General features: G+C 32.5%; 17 protein-coding genes and 1 pseudogene. 11 read left to right on the top strand and 7 right to left on the bottom strand.

Annotated features, from left to right (window positions below; translation table 11 throughout):
- Positions 1–26 precede the first annotated feature (26 nt).
- The 3 genes from IPJ80_01900 to IPJ80_01890 form a co-directional block, all read right to left on the bottom strand.
- A complete protein-coding gene (locus IPJ80_01900; protein MBK7912233.1) occupies positions 27–743 on the bottom strand; it encodes a hypothetical protein in 717 nt (238 codons plus the stop codon).
- A gap of 61 nt (positions 744–804) precedes the next feature.
- A complete protein-coding gene (locus IPJ80_01895) occupies positions 805–1,170 on the bottom strand; it encodes a CoA-binding protein (GenBank protein MBK7912232.1) in 366 nt (121 codons plus the stop codon).
- Between the two features lie 41 nt (positions 1,171–1,211).
- Complete coding sequence (locus IPJ80_01890; GenBank protein ID MBK7912231.1) at positions 1,212–1,979, bottom strand: glycosyltransferase family 2 protein; 768 nt, start codon at positions 1,977–1,979, stop codon at positions 1,212–1,214.
- A 56-nt stretch (positions 1,980–2,035) separates the two neighbouring features.
- Here IPJ80_01890 and IPJ80_01885 point away from each other — a divergent pair, with 56 nt between their 5' ends.
- From IPJ80_01885 to IPJ80_01870, 4 genes are all read left to right on the top strand, one after another.
- Positions 2,036–2,485 carry a low molecular weight phosphotyrosine protein phosphatase gene (locus IPJ80_01885; GenBank protein ID MBK7912230.1) on the top strand — a complete coding sequence of 150 codons (450 nt, stop codon included), beginning with the start codon at positions 2,036–2,038 and terminating at the stop codon, positions 2,483–2,485.
- 41 nt (positions 2,486–2,526) lie between these two features.
- Positions 2,527–3,045, top strand: coding sequence for a ferritin (locus tag IPJ80_01880; protein MBK7912229.1), 519 nt, complete (start codon positions 2,527–2,529; stop codon positions 3,043–3,045).
- Positions 3,046–3,457: 412 nt separating this feature from the next.
- Positions 3,458–3,928, top strand: a complete 471-nt coding sequence (locus tag IPJ80_01875) for a T9SS type A sorting domain-containing protein (protein ID MBK7912228.1) — start codon at positions 3,458–3,460, stop codon at positions 3,926–3,928.
- A 22-nt stretch (positions 3,929–3,950) separates the two neighbouring features.
- Entirely contained in the window at positions 3,951–5,597 is a 1,647-nt protein-coding gene (locus IPJ80_01870; GenBank protein MBK7912227.1) for a hypothetical protein, read from the top strand.
- 328 nt (positions 5,598–5,925) lie between these two features.
- On the opposite strand, the gene hppD is transcribed toward IPJ80_01870, so the two are convergent.
- Together hppD and IPJ80_01860 are read right to left on the bottom strand one after the other, a co-directional pair.
- On the bottom strand, positions 5,926–7,050 hold the full coding sequence (gene hppD, locus IPJ80_01865) for a 4-hydroxyphenylpyruvate dioxygenase (protein ID MBK7912226.1): 1,125 nt from the start codon (positions 7,048–7,050) through the stop codon (positions 5,926–5,928).
- Between the two features lie 162 nt (positions 7,051–7,212).
- A pseudogene (locus IPJ80_01860) lies at positions 7,213–8,411 on the bottom strand (homogentisate 1,2-dioxygenase).
- Between the two features lie 41 nt (positions 8,412–8,452).
- Between IPJ80_01860 and IPJ80_01855 the strand changes: the two are divergent.
- From IPJ80_01855 to IPJ80_01830, 6 genes are all read left to right on the top strand, one after another.
- Entirely contained in the window at positions 8,453–8,728 is a 276-nt protein-coding gene (locus tag IPJ80_01855; GenBank protein MBK7912225.1) for an acylphosphatase, read from the top strand.
- 429 nt (positions 8,729–9,157) lie between these two features.
- Complete coding sequence (locus IPJ80_01850) at positions 9,158–10,528, top strand: hypothetical protein (GenBank protein ID MBK7912224.1); 1,371 nt, start codon at positions 9,158–9,160, stop codon at positions 10,526–10,528.
- Between the two features lie 59 nt (positions 10,529–10,587).
- Positions 10,588–12,108, top strand: coding sequence for a histidine kinase (locus tag IPJ80_01845; protein ID MBK7912223.1), 1,521 nt, complete (start codon positions 10,588–10,590; stop codon positions 12,106–12,108).
- Positions 12,105–12,860 carry a response regulator transcription factor gene (locus IPJ80_01840; protein MBK7912222.1) on the top strand — a complete coding sequence of 252 codons (756 nt, stop codon included), beginning with the start codon at positions 12,105–12,107 and terminating at the stop codon, positions 12,858–12,860. The genes IPJ80_01845 and IPJ80_01840 overlap by 4 nt, the downstream gene beginning before the upstream one ends.
- Positions 12,861–13,354: 494 nt before the next feature.
- Positions 13,355–14,230: a pentapeptide repeat-containing protein gene (locus IPJ80_01835; GenBank protein MBK7912221.1), complete on the top strand. Its 876-nt coding sequence runs from the start codon at positions 13,355–13,357 to the stop codon at positions 14,228–14,230.
- Between the two features lie 50 nt (positions 14,231–14,280).
- Complete coding sequence (locus IPJ80_01830) at positions 14,281–15,237, top strand: methyltransferase domain-containing protein (GenBank protein MBK7912220.1); 957 nt, start codon at positions 14,281–14,283, stop codon at positions 15,235–15,237.
- A gap of 31 nt (positions 15,238–15,268) precedes the next feature.
- Here IPJ80_01830 and IPJ80_01825 read toward each other — a convergent pair whose 3' ends face one another.
- The gene (locus IPJ80_01825; GenBank protein MBK7912219.1) at positions 15,269–15,688 is read right to left on the bottom strand and encodes a DNA repair protein; all 420 of its coding nucleotides are present in this window, start codon (positions 15,686–15,688) and stop codon (positions 15,269–15,271) included.
- Positions 15,689–16,230: 542 nt separating this feature from the next.
- Here IPJ80_01825 and IPJ80_01820 point away from each other — a divergent pair.
- Positions 16,231–16,473: a hypothetical protein gene (locus IPJ80_01820; protein MBK7912218.1), complete on the top strand. Its 243-nt coding sequence runs from the start codon at positions 16,231–16,233 to the stop codon at positions 16,471–16,473.
- A gap of 52 nt (positions 16,474–16,525) precedes the next feature.
- Here the strand turns inward: IPJ80_01820 and IPJ80_01815 are convergent, their stop codons facing one another.
- Complete coding sequence (locus IPJ80_01815) at positions 16,526–18,706, bottom strand: gliding motility-associated C-terminal domain-containing protein (GenBank protein ID MBK7912217.1); 2,181 nt, start codon at positions 18,704–18,706, stop codon at positions 16,526–16,528.
- Between the last annotated feature and the right edge of the window lie 195 nt (positions 18,707–18,901).

Raw genomic sequence — 18,901 nt, 5'->3', positions numbered from 1 at the left:
GTTTAGATTGGCATCAAGTCAATGGCTTATTTGCAAAGTGCATTATTCCAGGCCATTCGACTTTCAACCATGTTTTTGTAGTGAAAATTCAATAGCGCAGACAATTCATTTAGGATGGTAACCAGATTAGACAATTCATCCAGGGCCTGATTGTTTACCATTGGATGGCGAATCTTATTTAATTCGTCGAATTGAGTTTGGAAAGATTCCAAATCAGTTGAACAATTAGCAGTAAATTTTTCCAGCTGTGCGTTGATTTTTTCAGAAGCCAGTTTTAATTGATTCATGGAATTTTGAATTTGCTCACACGAATTATCCAATTCATTAGGCACTACAAAATCTGCATTTATATTGATGGTAGATTCGCGCATATTCTGCCATTTCAAACTGATAGCTTCCCTTGTTTTAGTTAAGTCACTAAGTTGACCCATAACAGTTTTATCTATTGTTGATGGAGCGGATAGCGAAAAACTATTATTTTCAGATGCTCGTTCAATAAATGCCGATGTTGCATCCAGTCTTTCTGAAAATGATTTGATTTCACCACCCGGTGCCCAGGCTTTCGCGCGATGAAAAATTGAATCATTGTCTAATGTTTCTGTTTCCCATTCCAGTTCGGCACTTTTAAATGCATCCTCACAACTCGCTGCTGCAAGTGGAAGGCTTTTAAATAATTTATTAATGTTTTGTGTGTGCAGGATTACTGGAATCAGTAAGGTACATAGGAAAGCAATTGATTTCATAATTTTAGTTTAAAAAACCATGTTTGAACAAGCCTAAAGGAAAGTAAATTTAGCCAATGTTTTAGTATTGCCCGGTAGAAAGTAAGACCAGGGTACAGGAGGTTTCGGTTTGAATCCCATGCGCTTGGGCCAGTTGCAGTAATTCCGGATTTTCTGTTCCGGGATTAAAAATTATCCTTCGCGGATGGATGCTGAGAAGGTATGGATACCATTCGGATTGTTTATCGGGACCGACGTACAAACTGATGGTATCAATGTTTGTGAACGTGGGCTTATCCGTTTGAATGTCTATCCCATCGATGGTTCCTGCTTTGATCCCAAGAGCAATGACTTCATGATGCTTTGAATTTAGTAACTGAACTGCCTGATAGGAAGCACGCTCTGGATTTGGACTTGCGCCGAGTACAATTGTTTTTTTAGAAGCCATTTGTTTATAACATGATTAGGGCAAATAAGGTTCTATCGTTTTCAGGATTCATTAGATGAGAGATTCCTTTTTAACAACAAGAAATATTTTAAAAAAGTGCCATAGCTTGAAATGCTGCAAATCTGAAGACCCCGCCATCCATCTAAGAAACCACGTTTTAGAATGTAGGATTTTATAAAGTGTAGGATTGGGTTAAAGATCATGTGAAACCAAGCATGTTTTTTATGCCTGGAATACATTTCATTCGATGCAATTTTTGCAAAGTACTTCATTTGTTTAATATGCTGCGAAACGCTTGAATAACTGAAATGAAGGATATTTCCATTTAGTACTTCAGTATTTTTAAAGCCTTCAAACAAATCATACCGATCGTGTGGGTTTGTTCCGGTCCAATGCCCCTTTGTTTTATTAAACAAACGCAATTTCCGATCCGGATACCACCCGCAGTATTTGACCCAATAGCCGCAATAATTATTAAATCGATTGCAATAATATGCATCCCGGTTCCAATTTGATTTTACAAACAGGATTGAATTCTTTAAATTTTCATCAAGGGCTTCATCTGCATCCAGAGATAATATATAATCAAATCGTGCTTTGGTCAGTGCATAATTTTTTTGTTGAATATGGCCTTCAAATGGATTTTGAAAAATCAGAGCACCTTTGGATTGGGCGATTTGGACGGTATCATCGGTACTAAATGAATCAACCACAATGATTTCATCTGCCAGATCTTTTACAGAATCCAGACAACGACCGATTTGAAGCGATTCGTTGAAACTTATAATTACAACTGAAATTTGAACCATGGCAAAATCAAATGCAAAGAAATAAAGCATTTCCGGAATTCTTGTTAATTTTCGGAATGAAGATTTTGATGGTTTGTCTGGGAAACATCTGTAGATCGCCGATGGCTCATGGATTTATGCAGGGACTGATAGAAGCGCATCAATTGGATTGGACGGTTGATTCAGCAGGGACAAACGGGTACCATGATGGCGAGCATCCTGATCCAAGGGCCATTCAGGAAATGAAAACTCATGGCCTGGATATCTCAAAGCAGGTCAGCCGAAAGATTCAGAAGCATGATTTGGAAACGTTTGATTTAATTCTTACGATGGATCATGAAAATTTAAGCTATGTTAAAAAACTTAGCAAGGATTTGAATGTTTCCAATAAGATTCATTTATTGCTGGATTTTTCTGGCAATAAAGAAACAGAAGAGGTTCCGGATCCATATTATGACAATCGGTTTAAAGAGGCAGGAAAATTAATCCAGGATGCTTGTAAACAAATTGTGACAAAATATTCATAACCTTATAGAAAAAAAATTGTTGGTAGTAAAAATGAGAATTTATGTTGGATAAAAAAATGGAATTAGCATTAAACAATCAACTTGAGAAGGAAGCTTTTTCAAGTTATAGTTATTTAGCAATGGCAGTTTGGTGTGATCAAAAAAGTATGGAAGGGTGTTCACGTTTTTTTTACCGGCAGGCGGAAGAAGAACATTTGCATATGATGAAAATACTGGCTTATTTGATTGAGCGGAATGGACAACCTGTTATTCCCGCAATTAAAAAACCAAAGGCAGATTACAAAAGCATCTATGAAATTTTTAATCAAACATTTAAGCAGGAGAAAGAGGTTACCCAATCAATTCATGATTTAATCAATGAAACGCAAAAACTCAATGACCATTCCACACAAAATTTTCTGCAATGGTATGTTTCAGAACAGCGTGAAGAGGAAGCAGTTGTTATGAAAATATTGGATAAAATTCAGTTGATAGGTGAGGGACCTATGTGTTTATATTATATTGATAAAGAAGTTGAGGCAATAAATAATCAAATAGTAATAAACGAAGCAAAAGCCTGATGAAGGTTTTTGATGGACCCACAACTTTGGTTTGCGGTTGCTTAAAGCACTTGATGATCTGCCGTAAACACATCGCTTAAAAGCAATTAAAGCTTTCCCGGGGATTTTATTTAAGATTCATTTAATTGATTAATAAAGTGAATCTGTTTGGATATTTAATTTATCCATTAAAACTTAGCATAGATTGAAATTGAATCAGCGCTAAAGGGATCTTCGATTTTTAATGGGCTTGCCCAATTATTAAAAATGGGCGGTTGGCCGACCTACATAAGAATATATTATAATATTATAAATTTGTATTATATTATATTTCAACAAAATATACATTAGTTAATTAATTATTTAATTCAGATTCTATCAATTGGTCAATTGATTCGGAGTCTTTAGTATTTTTATCTTTTAAATTTTGATTATGAAGTATGGAATTGGATTTATCATAGCTCTTTTTGTAATGAATGCAAGTCAGGCTCAAAAGATTACGCCTACGGTTTTAAGCAGTGCAGGAGCTGTTATGAAAGCGAACAATGTGAGTATAGAATGGACTTTAGGTGAAATCGCTACCGAAACCAAAGTTTCAGGTGGAAATATAATAACTCAAGGTTTTCATCAAACCAATCTTACCATTGTTTCTACTCAAAATCCAGGAATTGAAGGTTTAAAAGTTTATCCCAATCCATTTGTTTCTGAGTTAACTATTGAAAATAAGACAGGAGATCAGCTGCTTATTCACTTAGTTGGAATCCAAGGCCAATGCATCACTGAGTTTAAAATTGAGAATGGCGTGCATTCGTTGGATCTTGATTTTCTTCCATCTGGATCGTACATCCTTGAAACCGCAAAGGGAATTCAAACCCAACAATTTATTCTAGAGAAATTAAAATAATGTATTTATAAAATTTTACAAAATGAACAAGATTTTTACAGTACTGATTTGTGTTTTTGCTATAGGAATAGGTTATAGCCAGGGTCCTGCATTTAAATATCAGGGTGTGGCTCGTAATGCACAAAATGCAAGTTTAAACAATCAGGCAATTGCCTTGCGCTTGACTATTTTGAATGCAGGGAATTCGCCCGTATATTCTGAAGTACATAGTGTTACTACTTCTGCGATTGGATTATTTAGTGTCAATGTATGCCAGGGAACCAATCCAACAGGTTCTTGTGCAACCATTGATTGGGCAGCAGGTGGTTTTCAATTGAAAGTTGATATGGATGTTACAGGTGGTGCTCAATTTGCTCCAATGGGAGTTTCTCCAATTCTTGCAGTTCCTGTTGCAGCATATGCAATGAAAGCACAATCAGCAGTCCAAGGAGACGCTGATTCTAATCCACAAAACGAATTGCAAAATTTAACCTTCACACCGGCTACCAATATGTTGTCTATTTCACAAGGCAATGCAGTGGATTTAACCGGTTTAAAAAATGATGCAGATTCAGATCCAGCCAATGAAATTCAGACCCTGGTTTTAGATACAACTACCAATCAACTTATTTTAAGCAAGAATGGTGGGATCGTGACATTGCCTTCAGGGGGCGCCAGTCTTTGGACTAAAAATGGCAATTTGCTTAGTTATGTAGATGGAAGTCAAAGTATTGTTTTTGATCCGAAGGGTGGTGCACCTTTAAACCAAGCGTCTTTAGTTGTAAATTTTAGACCCAATGCAGTTCGCCGCACCGTTTCTGGTCCAACAGATTGGTACGAAGAATTCTGGACCAAACCAGCAAATGCATTGGGAAAAGAAATTGCTTATGGTTCTTATGTTAAAGAATATCCAACAACCTTTGCTCAGCATTACCTGCGTTTTGATAAAGACACATTTCAAGTAGGAAGAATTACGAATACATTAAATGGTAGTTCGAAAAATAGTGTAACCAATGAATTTGTTTTATTAAATCAAGGATACAATGGTGCCACTGCTGTTAGAATATTGGGTGTCGTCAACAGCGCATTTGACGGTGTTGGCCAAATCTACAATGCAGTAGGTGGAAGACCAGGAGGTGTAATCACAGCAGCCAATGTAAACAATACAGTTGTACCTTATGTAGGTGTATTTAATCCTAATAATTCCAGTCAATTAATTGGTGGTATTTATGTAAACGGAACGCAATCAGTTATTGCTGCAAATGTTAAGAATTTCTGGATGGATCATCCAAAAGATCCAACAAAAGAAATCTGGTATGCATCCATTGAAGGACCTGAAGCTGCTGCTTATGAAAGAGGTACCGCTCAGTTGGTAAACGGAGAAGCATTCATACCATTTTCAGAACATTTTGAATTGGTTATCAATCCTTCTACGATGACAATAAACTTAACCCCAGGTTCAGCATCTTCTGAAGGTATAGCAGTGATAGAAAAGTCAGCTAAAGGAATTAGAGTAAAAGAATTGCGCCAGGGTAAAGGAAATTACAGTTTTGATTGGGAAGCAAAAGCTGTGCGTAAGGGCTATGAAGATTATAAAGCCGTACGCATTAAAGGATTGGAAACTCCAACTCCGGTAAGAATTCCAAGTTCAATTCCAGAAGTCAATGAGGCTTTCGAAAGACTAGATTAATCTCATTCTATTATATTTTTAATTAAAGCCTTTGGAGCAATCCAAGGGCTTTTTTTTTAGGGGGGGCGTGAGCTATTTAGCTGTCATGCTAATAAGATGAAAAGTTCTATTTAGTTTTTAGTCTGAAGGGAAGGAAAAACTATACAATTCAAATACCTTCAGACTTCTTTTCTAAAGACTCATTCAGCCAAAAACAGGAGTCTGCAATTAATACTAAGGAATCAGTCAATCTAAATACCCAAGTTCATAAAATTGCAACATTGCAACATTGCATCATTGCAGCATTGTACCATTTCCCTTAAGACTTCCTCTCTACAGACTAAACCCCTTATAAATTTCCTCTTAATTCCTGTTCCCGTTCAATGGCTTCAAATAAAGCTTTAAAGTTTCCTTTGCCAAAGGATTTTGCACCACGACGTTGGATGATTTCAAAAAATACGGTCGGTCTGTCTTGAATTGGTTTGGTAAATATTTGTAGCAGATAACCATCTTCATCCCGGTCAACTAAAATATTCAGACGTTTGACTTCATCTATATTTTCGTCAATATGGCCAACGCGATCCATAACGGTTTCATAATAATTATCGGGAACATATAGAAAATCCACACCGTTTTTTCGAAGTTGGTCAACGGTTTGAAGAATGTTATCGGTTTCGATGGCAATATGCTGTACGCCTGCGCCGCGATAAAAATCAATGTATTCTTCGATTTGAGATTTTTTTCGCCCTGCTGCAGGTTCGTTTATTGGAAATTTAATATAACCGTTTCCATTAGATACTACTTTACTCATCAAAGCTGTGAATTCTGTAGAAATATCTTTATCGTCAAATGTGATGAGTAATTTAAAACCCAATACATCCTGATAGAATTTAACCCAACGATTCATTTGTCCCAGTTCTACATTGCCAACGCAATGATCGACATAATTCAAACCAGTGGAGTGTGTTTTAAGCAGGCTTTCTTTTTTAACATAACCGGGTAGAAAGATCCCATTATAATTTTTCCGTTCTACGAGCGTGTGAATGGTTTCACCATAGGTTTTAATTCCTGCCAGAATTACTTCACCATGTTCATCTTGCAATTTAATGGGTTCAAAAGCAGATTCAGCTCCTCTGGATAGAGCGGTTTCGTAGGAACTGCGAGCATCTTCAACCCATAAGGCTAAAACTTTTACGCCATCTCCATGAAGTTGAAAATGTTTATTGATTTCATGATCCGGAAGTAAAGAGGAAGTCAGTACAAACCGGATTTTATTTTGTTTTAAAACATAGGAACAAAAATCCCGATTACCGGTTTCTGGACCTTTATAAGCGATCAATTCAAAACCAAAAGCAGTTTGATAATAATGAGCAGCCTGTTTGGCATTTCCGACATAAAATTCAATAAAATCAGTTCCCAATATTGGAAAGGCATCCGTTTGAGTTTGAGATTTTATTTCTGTTAGTGTTTGCATGGTCGATTATTTTTATTGAATGTTATGAATTGATATGAACATAAAGGAATTATATGAACAGGATGAATTTATTAATTTTTTATGTAATATTTTGCATAATTGAAGAAACAAAATTATTAAAGAGCACGCAATTTGATATACATAATTACTAAAATCCTTTGCTTAAGAAGTGATGTTATTAAGTTGCATACCGGCATTAGACGATCCTGAATCCAGCCAGGATTTATAATAAGAGCCATCTTCTATACGAACCGCATGTTCAGTCATCAACAGGGGTTTAAAAGTATCAATCATAACTGCCAGTTCGCGGGTTTCCTTTGCACCGATACTCTTCTCAACGGTACCTGGATGCGGACCGTGAGGGATCCCTCCCGGATGCAAGGTAAGCATACCCCGTTCGACATGTTTTCTACTCATAAAATCGCCATCTACATAATAGAGGACTTCGTCGCTGTCGATATTGCTATGATTGTAGGGTGCCGGAATGGCAAGCGGATGGTAATCAAATAAGCGGGGTACAAAAGAACAAATTACAAAATTACGGCCATCAAAGGTTTGATGTACAGGAGGCGGTTGATGGACTCTTCCGGTAATTGGTTCGAAATCGTGAATTGAAAAAGCAAAAGGGTAAACAAATCCATCCCAACCAACAACATCAAAAGGATGATTCAGATAATGATAGGGATAGATGTTGTCCTGTTTTTTTATATAAAGGAGGAAATCACCTTTTTCATCGTGGGTTTCCAACATAGACGGTTTGCGAATATCACGCTCACAAAAGGGCGCATGTTCCATCAATTGACCAAAACTATTTCTATATCGGTTTGGAAAGCTAATGGGTCCGGCAGATTCAATGATTAGTAAACGATTTACAGGCGTATCAAAATGCATTTGGTAGATGGTTCCTCTTGGAATTACTAGATAATCACCATAGGCAAAGGGAATTTGGCCATACATGGTTTTGAGGATGCCCGTTCCTTCGTGGATAAAAATGACTTCATCCGCATCTGCATTTTTAAAAAATACGCAGTGCTGCTTTCCTGAGCAGCAGAAAGAATAATTTGACAATCATTATTTACCAGAATGGGTTTTCGGCTTTTCAGATAATCTGGTTCCGGATCAATTTGAAAACCTTTCAAACAACGATGTTTAAGTTGTTTGTCATGAATGGTTTTAGCTTTTACTGAATAGGGTTCTTCTACCTGCACAATTTGAGTGGGCGCATTGCAATGATATAAGATAGAATATAAATCTGAAAATCCCTCTGTTGAAAACAGTTGTTCGTGATAGAGTTCGCCATTGGATTTCCGAAACTGTGTATGGCGTTTTGGTGGAATCGCGCCAAGATGAAAATAATGCATACCGTTTACTAAATTTGGAGTTTTAAAGGTACAATGAATTCATGAATCAGAAAGGCTGCTATTGGAAGATTCGGGGAAAAGTACAGGGAGTCTGGTACCGGGCATCTGCAAAGCAAGAGGCGGATCGCCTGGGCTTAAGGGGCCATGTCAACAATGATCGGGATGGATCAGTCTGCATTTCAGTTTATGGCAATGAAGAAGATATCAGGAAATTTAAAATCTGGTGTTGGAAAGGTCCTGTAAATGCAAAGGTTGAGTCGATCGAAGAAGAGGAGCTTCCGTATAACGAATTCCCTGATTTTGCAATACGCAAATAAATCAGTTTCTAATCCGATGCAATAAAAAATGCCGGCACGAATGACCGGCATTTGGTGTTCTGATAGTGTTGGATCTGTATTTGAAGACCAGATCGCGATAGGATTATAAATAAAACATAGTTCAAAACAATTACTATTTAATGAAGGAAGCAAATAAATTCAGTTGAATTTATTAAATACAGTTATTAATTTATTTAATAAGGCCTTTGGATTATTTGATCTCAAAAAAAAAATATAAACCTTTTGAAATTTCTGATTTTGATTGAATATGCTATTTGAATGATTGAATACAGCGGTTTGATTATTAAGATAGAAATTGAATTTTAAAAGATGCTATGAGATAAATTTATTTAGCAAACAGCGGTGATCCGCAATAGGAATTTAAAGGAATCCCATTTATATTTGTTAGTGTGAAAGCTAAAAGGCCCCATGTCGTATAAGACTATCATTTATTCCGGACTTCTTTTAATGCTGTGTTTGTTTTCATGCCAGTTACTAAAAGCCCAATCGCCGGCATATCGTCAATTTACGGACGATGACGGATTGCCCAGTATGACAGTTTATGGGATCAAACAAGACAAAGATGGATTTCTATGGATCGCCACGACCAAAGGAATCTGTCGGTTTGATGGAAAGGAATTCAAAAAGTACTTTATACCCGACATGAAAGGTCAGGATTTCCCATATATATTTATGGATGAAACCGGAACCCCCTGGTTTTATAATTTAGCAGGAGAGGTGTTTTATGTTCAGGATGATACGGTGAGGAGGGCAAATGTCACGAGACCAGGAGATGATTGTATAATTCATTCATTTTTTACTACTGCCAGTAATATCTATATTTCATGGTACAAGAGAAACCATATTTTATCTTTTAGATATTCAAGATCTACCCCATTAAGTTATGAAAAGTATGATAGTAGTTATATTTATTTAGGTTATTTCAGGTCTAAATTAATTGGTGTTAAGTATTATCCAGAAAAAGAAATTGAATTATTTGATTTTAATGCTGAGAAGTTATTCTCAAAGCATGAGTATGATTTGAAGAAAACCTATAATTATGCTATAGGTATAAATGAAATAAGAGAAATTTCTTCTGATTCTTTTGTTATTTTAACTTCCTTTATTGCTGCAATTTATAATTCAAAAGGAATTCCTGTTAAATTACTTGAATTGCGCAAATTTGTTCCTGCATTAATTATTTATATTTCGATTATTGATAAATATAATATATTTATTAAAACAAGAGATAGCACTTTTATATTTAATTTATTGACAAGTAAATTGAGTAGTTTTAGTTTGTCTAATTTTGATATTAATACAATTTTTATAGATAAATACAACAGAAAATGGATAAGTACTTCTAATTCAGGATTATTTTTAATATCAAATGCAATTATCTATACCCCAAGTAATTCAGGCATTAATTCAGATGCTGTAGTTAATTTGTTTTTAGATGGAAATAACTTATTGTGTGGGCATGAGTCTGGAAGTATTTCAGTGCTAAACAATTTAACAAATCAATGGTCAAATTATTCTGATCAAAATGCTGGAAAAGTTAGAAAAATATTAAAAATAAATAGTAACGAATTGATTATTGCATATGATAACAAAGTTGTAATATTGAATGTAAAAACAAAGAAGAGTAAGCCAATTAAAAATAGTGAATTAATAGGTGTAAAAAATTTGTATATTAATTCGAAGTTGGAGTTAATAATATTGACTAGAAATGGAATAATTATTTATAAATTAGATAAGATTGGTAAAAATATTTATAATGCTCCATTTAAAAAATATTAAATGGAATTAGATGTGTTGATGCTGTTGAATTAAGTGACACTTTATTTATTGCAACTAGTTTGGGTATTTATAAACTTTTTAACAATGAGGTTTATAAGGAGAAGCTTATAAATAGTGTAATTAATAGACTTTTTGTATTTGATAGAAACAAATTATGGGTTTGCACTGATAATGAAGGAATTTATATATTTCAATTTGGCAGATTAGTTTGTCATTTAAACATTGAAAGCGGTCTGCCTAGTAATAGTGTAACTAGTGTTACCAGTATTAATAAGGAAAGTGTAATTATTGGAACTGATAATGGTTGTTTTATTCAGACTAATTGTAGAAATGCAAATTTCACATTTGATAGATTAGATTGTATCCCAGCAAATGAAATACAAGATTTGATTAATTATAAGGAGAGTGTTTATATTGGAACTGCAAAGGGTTTAGTTCTGGTTAGTAAAGTAAATTTGCAACCAAATATTGAAAAGCCACTAATTTATGTAAATAGCCTGGTTTCTTATAGTAGTGATGGTGAAATAAAGGTAGATGGTCCTTTGAAATATTATCAAAATCATGTTCGTGTAAGTTTTGGGACTAGAAGTTTATTATCTTCTGAAAAATTGGGAATTTGGTATAGGTTAATTGGAAATGATAGTAAATGGATGAACACTAAAAATAATTTTATAGAGTTTGTGGCATTAAATAGTGATAAATATAATTTAGAATTGAAAGCAGTTAATGAGGATGGAATAGAATCTGAAAATTTAATTAGTTTAAATTTTGAAATATTGCGCCCGTGGTGGGAGGCAATTTGGTTAAATGCATATTTGCTTTCATTAGCTATTATTTTATTGGTTGTTGGAATTGTCCTTGTGGTAATATTAATTAGATTAAAGTATAAAAGGAAGGCTAAAATTGTTGATCAAATTAATCAGCTAAAATTAGAATCTTTACAAAATCAGATGAATCCTCATTTTATATTTAATGCATTAAATGCAATACAGGGATTTCTTGGATTTAAAGATGAAGAAAAAGCAATGAAATATATGTCTGAATTAGGAAAATTGATGAGAATTATTTTTGAACAATCAAAAGTGAAGTCAATCAGTTTGGAACAGGAGTTTGAATTACTATGGAGTTATATTAGATTGGAAGAATTACGTTTTGGGGCAGATTTTGAAGTTAAATTTATAGTAGACCCTATCTTGGATTTAAACGAAGAATATATTAAAATTCCTCCTCTTTTGATTCAACCAATTCTAGAGAATTCATTTAGACATGGTTTAATGCATACCAAAGCAAAAGGATTTGTTTCGATAGAATTCAAGTATGTTGATGAATGTATTGTATGTATAGTGGAAGATAATGGTATTGGTAGATTAGAATCAAGAAAAATCAATGAATGGAAGAGAAAGAACCATGTTTCTACAGGTATCGCTTCTGCAGCTGAAAGAATAAGAATAATTGATAAAGCTATGGGTCTTTTGTCAATTGATATTGAAGATATTAGAGATTTAGTAGGAAAGTCAAGCGGTACAAGAACTACTATAGTATTGCAAATGGTCGATAAAAATGAATTAGTAACATTATGAGAGTTGATGCTATTTTAACAATAATTATAGAAGATGAATTCGAAAGTCATACGTTATTATCCAGGATGATAGCGCTTCATTGTAAGAATTTAAAATTGTGTGGGGTCTTTAATTCTGTCAAGGAGGCTTCATATTATATAAAAAGGAATAAAGTTGACTTAATATTTTTAGACATAGAATTACCAAATGAAAGTGGTTTTAGTTTATTTGAATATTTTCCTTCGCCTAAATTTTATGTAATTTTTACGACGGCATATAATAATCATGCAATTAAAGCTTTTAAATTTTCTGCAATTGATTATATCTTAAAACCAATTGACTATCTAGATCTTATAAATGCTGTATCTAAATTTGAACGATTATTTTATTTAAATTCGATTGAGATTAATTATCAAGCTCTGATAAGTAATATGAAAATTAAGGATGATAAAAGGTTTGCTGTAAATCATCAATCAGGTTTTGATATGATTGATTATGATGAGGTTTTGTGGCTCGAGGCAGATGTAAATTATACACGAATACATATGAGATCTCGAGGGATTGTAACAATTGCCAAAACTTTAAAATTATTTGAAGATTATTTAGACTCTAGTAGGTTTTTTAGAATAAGTCGATCTGCAATAGTAAATATTGACTATATTATTAAATTCCACAAAAATACTTCATTTTATGTTACTTTAATTGATAAATCTAATTTGCAAGTATCTGAATCTAGGAAAGATGAGCTTTTGGCTTTGTATAATAGAATATGATTGATTTCAAGCAATTTTAATATTTTATTCGGTTTAGGGCATATAGGTATTGCGCGATAGTTATTAACTTTGCACATTTAGTATAACATTTTATTTTGATTGAATATTACATTGTGACTTCAAAATATTGGTATATAGTAATTAATTTTATATCATTCTTTATATTTTGGTTTTTTGGATATATTCAAGGTCCAAATTTTGTAAGTAATATAAATATTATTTTTGGTTTTATATTTTGCTCAGTAATTATATTGATTCTTATGCTGACATTATATCGAAGTCAAGGAGTTAATATTATTTATTTTGTGAGGGAAAATTTAATTTCAAGGATATTAACAATAAAGCATACTTATTTGGAATTGAATTTTATTCTATTGTTATTTTTATTTACTATAATTTTGGGGTGGTATTGTTCTAATATAAATTACTACTATTTAACAACCCTATTTGCCATCAAAAATGAGAAATTGCATGATTTAAGGTTAAGTTCAAATATGAACATTCAAATCGAAAAGTGTAAAGTTCTAATTGAATTAGTTGAGAACCTAGATTCAAGTAAAATCTATAGTGTCAACAAATCTAAGTATGGAGAAATGTTAAATCGAATTGTTTTACTTAGTTCAGGGTCTAAAATTTATAGTGATTATAAATTGGAAAGAGATGAGTATAATATTGGTAGTAATGTTAGAAAGAAATTATTATTGGCATTGGTAAAAACAAAAATTGATTCATTTTCTTTTAAAAAGATTAAAAAGAATATGGTCTTTTACGGAGTTGATTTAAGTAATAATAATTTGCAGTTTTTGAATTTAGATGGAATTGATTTAAGATATGCAAATTTGAGTTGCACTAATATGGTGCGCATTAATTTGGATTCTGCAAATTTGAATGGTGCGAATATTAGCAGGGCTAATTTAGATAGGGTGTCTTTGGTTGAAGCAAACTTAATTTCATCAAATTTGAATGGGGTTTGTATTAATGAAGTAAATTTGAAAGGTGCTAAATTAGATAGTTCAAATCTGTCTTATATTAACATTAATAATTCTAATTTAGAAAACTCTTCATTTATTCAATCAAATTTAAATAATTCTATGTTGTATAATTCTAATTTAAGCAGTTGTTTATTTATGTCAACCAATTTAATTAATGCGGTTTTCACTAATAGCACATTATATAACATAGACATTTATAATTCATCTCTTGGAAGTGCTTTATTTGAAAATGTTGTTGTAAAAAATAATTTAAAAGGGCAGTTGTTTGAAAAAAACAATGTGGGATTAGATACATTGTTTAGTAAATATATAATTATTTGTGAATTAAGTTCATTTAGTGACTCAATATTATGTAGATTTAAGATTAATGAACGTTAATTATTAAGTAAAAATATGTAATTTTATTGTTTTTTTGGTTAATTTATTTTATGCAATTACAAGATTTATTTCGTATTCCAATTGTTGTTGAAGATAATCATATACAATTGACAAATTTGAATTCTAATTTCAAGAGTAACCAGTTGCAAACAAATGACGTGTTTTCTAAAAAGTGGACAGCAACTGCAGATCTAAATGATGTAAATTTACTTTATAAGCAACAGTATAGTTGGTTTCTGGAGTTGTATGGTTTTAGTGATGAAGAGGAATTAGCTCTTTATTTAAGGAATAAAAGGATAATTATTGATACTGGATGTGGTCTCGGTTATAAATCTTATTGGTTTAGTAAACTTGCTCCAGAATCTATTGTAATAGGGATTGATTTATCAGATGCTGTTTTTCATGCTATGATGAAATATAAGGAATGTAAGAATTTGTTTTTTTTAAGAGCAGATATTTCAAACACATATATAAAAGAGAATTCTTGTGACTTTGTTGTTTGTGATCAGGTTATTATGCATACGGACAATCCGGATGTTACATTCTCTCACTTTAATGATATCATTAAGATGGGAATGGAGATAGCATGCTATTTTTATAGAAAAAAAGCACTTCCTAGAGAATTAGTTGATGATTATTTTCGGTTAGCTACTCATAAGATAAAGGAGGAAGATATGTGGGAATTGGCTGCGCAGTTAACAGAATTGGGGAAGGTACTTACTGAATTAAATACTAAGTTTGTTTCTCCGGAAATTCCACTGTTAGGAATAAAGGGAGGAGAATACGATATCCAAAGATTTATATATTGGAATTTTTTAAAATGTTTTTGGAATCCAGAATGGGGTTTAGATCTTTCTAAAGTCACAAATTATGATTGGTATTCTCCAAGTAATGCTAGAAGATATGAAAAAAGTGAAATTATAAACTTGGTAAATGAATTAAATTTAGCAATTTCATATTGGCATGAGGAAGAGGCGTGTTTTAGCGGTAGGTTTAAAAAGATATAATTTTATTCTTTTTTCACCATGTTTTCTGATTTTAAGTAAACGAATAAAACCCTTCACCAATAATCAAATGGTCCAGAACTTTGATCTCAAATAATCCAGCAGCTTCTTTTATTCTCTTTGTAATATCTATATCAGCAGAACTAGGTTTTGTGCTTCTAGTTGGATGATTATGGACCAGGATGAAACTAAAGGTATTTACTTTGAATACGATAACAATTACCTGTTTTGCACTTGCAACATTACTCGCATCTGATCCTATTAAGTGTTCATGGTAGCCTGAAATCCAGTTTGCTCTATTGTGATAAAGGACCATGAAAATCTCCTTGTATTGCAGCATATCCTCGTTAAACAGAGGTATTATTACTTCATAGGCACCATGGCAGCTTTTAATGAGAGACATAACTGAGCATTTAGGATGATAACTGACTTGTATTTCTGATATGGTGTTCATTGGTGTTCATTTAGGGAGTTACTTCAAAATATGGATAACATAATGGTATAGTAGAGAAGAGTTTGAGTACACAGGTTTGGAATATGGTGATGATATAGTTTTCTGTTAATAAATTTTATTGATAGGCTATTTGGCAGCACTTTATAAGGGTTTCTAAACTCCATATCCTTTAATACCAAATAGCAGCTAAAGTGTCACTACTTTCACTTTATTATATAGAGAATGAAATCTCAAAGTGGTGACAATCAGAAATTACGGGAATTCAATGAGTAGATCCAAGACTTGAATAAGTCATTCCAGAGCTTAAATAGGTCTAAACTAGTATTTAGTAAATCCACCAGGGAGTGACAGACTTTCGGTTTACTTAAAAAATCAATAATAATTTCTAGATACAAATTGAAAAATCAATATTTGGATGAAAATCCCTATTTGGGATTTAATGATTATCATTTAAATGCAAGATACTTCTAAGAGTGTTTAGTTTAATCCGGACAGGGTTGGTCAATTACACTGGATTTTTCAAATATTAGGGTAATTGTTCAATTTCCTCAGGAGTTCAAATATACACTCATGACTCAATAAGTTGGGCTATTAGCGGAGGTAAGGAACCATTCCAATTTGCACCTGTTAAAATTGGTAACAATTGTTACATTAGTCCTAATGTAATTATAGCCACAGGTGTGAAATTCGGGCACTACTTTATAGTTGGAGCAAATAGTTTTGTCATTTCCTATTTTACACCAAATTCTAGAATTGTTGGAAATCCTGCTAGTCGCATTAAATGATTGAAACCAAATTCATTATATTTCACTTTAGGTTTTATTGCAATAATTAGTATTATTTAACAATTGTTATTGTACCATATTTAAATAGGTATTTACAATTCTCAATACTAAAAACATAGACATAAACTCCTGGTATAACTTTCTTATTAAGAAACTCACCATCCCAGTAATTATTTTCACCCTTAAATATGAGTTCGCCCCACCTATCAAAAATTTCTACATAAAATGCTCTAGGAAATGGTTTAGGAGGAAAATAATCATTTATATTGTCCCCATTCGGTGAAAAAACATTGGGCAAATCAATTGAAATTCCATCGACAAAGCTTACTTCTACTTCACTTGAAAATAACCCACAGGAGTTATTAACGATATAAGAATATTTTCCAGGCTCTTTTACCCGAATAGATCTCCCAATATAACCAGTTGACCATTCAACATTTTCAATTCCAGAATTTAATATTATTGAATTTACTTCACACGATAAAATTAACTTTTGGTCTAAAATTATTGGAAAAGAGTCCCACTTTATTAGAATTGTATCAGATATTGTCTGACATTTATCTTCATAAACATAACTATAAATACCTGGAATAGTTACCTCAATTGTATTAATAAATATCTTATTCCAGAGTATTGGTGCCAGCGGAACATTTAGATTTAAAGTAGTATTTAAACAAATGCTTGTATCATTGGCTAAATAAGGTTTAATTTTTTTAACCAATACATTACAGGAAAAAGTATCAGTTTCTAACCCACATGGAGTATATTTTATTCCCCAATAATTTCCAGTCCTATTTACAATTACAAAATTATTTTCTGTTCCATCATTCCATTTTAAGATGTACGGACTAAAAACTGTATCTTGCTCACCTTCACATAAAATGATATCAGGACCTAAGTTTAAATTTACCTTCTCAAAAGCAACAACATTGATTGTGTCACTTGCAATGAAACAATCATTTGATAAGCTTCCGAAATAAACGCCTTCATGATCTATTACTAAATAAGGTCCCTTACTACCATCATTCCAAATTGTATTTGAATCTTTCGACCAAATCGTATCAATTACACCTAAGCAATAAATCATATCATGGCCTAGATCTAATTTTGGTTTTCTTATATAATTGATAATAATTGAATCTCTTAACACACCACATGGGGATTCAATTTCTGCCCAATATAAACCCGGTCGAGATACTAAAATTTCTTTTCCGATCATACCATCACTCCACTTTGTAAGTTCCGAGATAGCCTTCAATGTTAATAATTCACCATCACAAATTATTGTATCATTACCAAGATTTAAAATTGATTTATTAAAAATAGTAATATTATAATTTATTATACTGTCACAACTTCCATTTCTAATTGTGTCTGAAAAAATAGAAGACTTATTAATTAAATTTCCATTTATTATTATATTTTCACAGACCACAGTATCAATTGATTTAATGATACGATTGCAACAATCAGGAAATCCAACATTTATATAAATACCATCATCCTTTGAGCTTATTTCGTTATTATGTTCAACTTCAATTATGTAAGCAGAATCAGGTATATTTCCAAGAATTAAAATTCCACCATCATTGCCTGACTGGCTATTTACAGTAAATAATAAATCGGTTCCATTATTCTGTATAAGTATTGGAGAGAAAATTCCTCCTTCTAAGGGATCCTGTAAGAATTCGCAAATTTTAATTAAGGATAATTGGTTCATAAATTTATCGTAGATCCTAAGTTTTCCAATTTGAAGTCCTGAATATTTATTAGAATTTGGAAATTCACCTAATAAAAGTAATAATTCATTCTTACTAATTAAGCTGTCAAGAATTAGTCTATGAACTAATTTTGTTACACCCGGAATCCCAGGCATCCAAGGCGTCGGGATATTATTTATAAGTTTAGGCTTAATAACATTGCTAAAAAGTCTTATAGAATTCAAATATTTATGTTGATAACCCGTTTTTGGATCGTTACTCAATAAAACTCCTCCCTTTTTTGAATTTCCTCTATAATCAAAACCACTAACAATATTCCAATTCATCCATTCAACCTTTTCACAAAGCAAACTACACGGTAAATACAATTTGAATAATTTTTCATTAGTTGAGCTTGGAGCAAATTCATAGCTATTACTAATTGAGAAGTTCTTGCTTACAAAATATAAATTACCTGACATCAACACTAATAATGTTACAGCCCATATTCTTATGAATTTAATATATTCCATTAATCTATAGGTATAAGTGTTGTAAGTACGCCATTTCCCGAACTAGGTATCAATTGGATTTTAAATATGGTGATTTAATTTTAAATATTTCATAGGATTTAAATTATTTTTATGTCGCCTGTAAGTACCCCATTGTAATACTCCCTATTTCCTGGACCAAATGGTTTAATTGCTAAGTTAATGTTTTCTGATGGC

Source organism: Saprospiraceae bacterium (assembly GCA_016714025.1).
In the GTDB taxonomy this organism is placed as follows: Bacteria; Bacteroidota; Bacteroidia; order Chitinophagales; family Saprospiraceae; genus Vicinibacter.
Note: the sequence above shows the minus strand (reverse complement) of the source record. Positions and strands in the feature narration are given on the sequence as shown.

What these genes read in the sequence shown, in the direction of transcription:
- IPJ80_01900 (MBK7912233.1), bottom strand. Translation starts at nt 743, where the DNA reads ATGAAATCAATTGCTTTCCTATGTACCTTACTGATTCCAGTAATCCTG.
- IPJ80_01895 (MBK7912232.1), bottom strand. Translation starts at nt 1,170, where the DNA reads ATGGCTTCTAAAAAAACAATTGTACTCGGCGCAAGTCCAAATCCAGAG.
- IPJ80_01890 (MBK7912231.1), bottom strand. Translation starts at nt 1,979, where the DNA reads ATGGTTCAAATTTCAGTTGTAATTATAAGTTTCAACGAATCGCTTCAA.
- IPJ80_01885 (MBK7912230.1), top strand. Translation starts at nt 2,036, where the DNA reads ATGAAGATTTTGATGGTTTGTCTGGGAAACATCTGTAGATCGCCGATG.
- IPJ80_01880 (MBK7912229.1), top strand. Translation starts at nt 2,527, where the DNA reads ATGTTGGATAAAAAAATGGAATTAGCATTAAACAATCAACTTGAGAAG.
- IPJ80_01875 (MBK7912228.1), top strand. Translation starts at nt 3,458, where the DNA reads ATGAAGTATGGAATTGGATTTATCATAGCTCTTTTTGTAATGAATGCA.
- IPJ80_01870 (MBK7912227.1), top strand. Translation starts at nt 3,951, where the DNA reads ATGAACAAGATTTTTACAGTACTGATTTGTGTTTTTGCTATAGGAATA.
- hppD (MBK7912226.1), bottom strand. Translation starts at nt 7,050, where the DNA reads ATGCAAACACTAACAGAAATAAAATCTCAAACTCAAACGGATGCCTTT.
- IPJ80_01855 (MBK7912225.1), top strand. Translation starts at nt 8,453, where the DNA reads ATGAATCAGAAAGGCTGCTATTGGAAGATTCGGGGAAAAGTACAGGGA.
- IPJ80_01850 (MBK7912224.1), top strand. Translation starts at nt 9,158, where the DNA reads ATGTCGTATAAGACTATCATTTATTCCGGACTTCTTTTAATGCTGTGT.
- IPJ80_01840 (MBK7912222.1), top strand. Translation starts at nt 12,105, where the DNA reads ATGAGAGTTGATGCTATTTTAACAATAATTATAGAAGATGAATTCGAA.
- IPJ80_01835 (MBK7912221.1), top strand. Translation starts at nt 13,355, where the DNA reads ATGAACATTCAAATCGAAAAGTGTAAAGTTCTAATTGAATTAGTTGAG.
- IPJ80_01830 (MBK7912220.1), top strand. Translation starts at nt 14,281, where the DNA reads ATGCAATTACAAGATTTATTTCGTATTCCAATTGTTGTTGAAGATAAT.
- IPJ80_01825 (MBK7912219.1), bottom strand. Translation starts at nt 15,688, where the DNA reads ATGAACACCATATCAGAAATACAAGTCAGTTATCATCCTAAATGCTCA.
- IPJ80_01815 (MBK7912217.1), bottom strand. Translation starts at nt 18,706, where the DNA reads ATGGAATATATTAAATTCATAAGAATATGGGCTGTAACATTATTAGTG.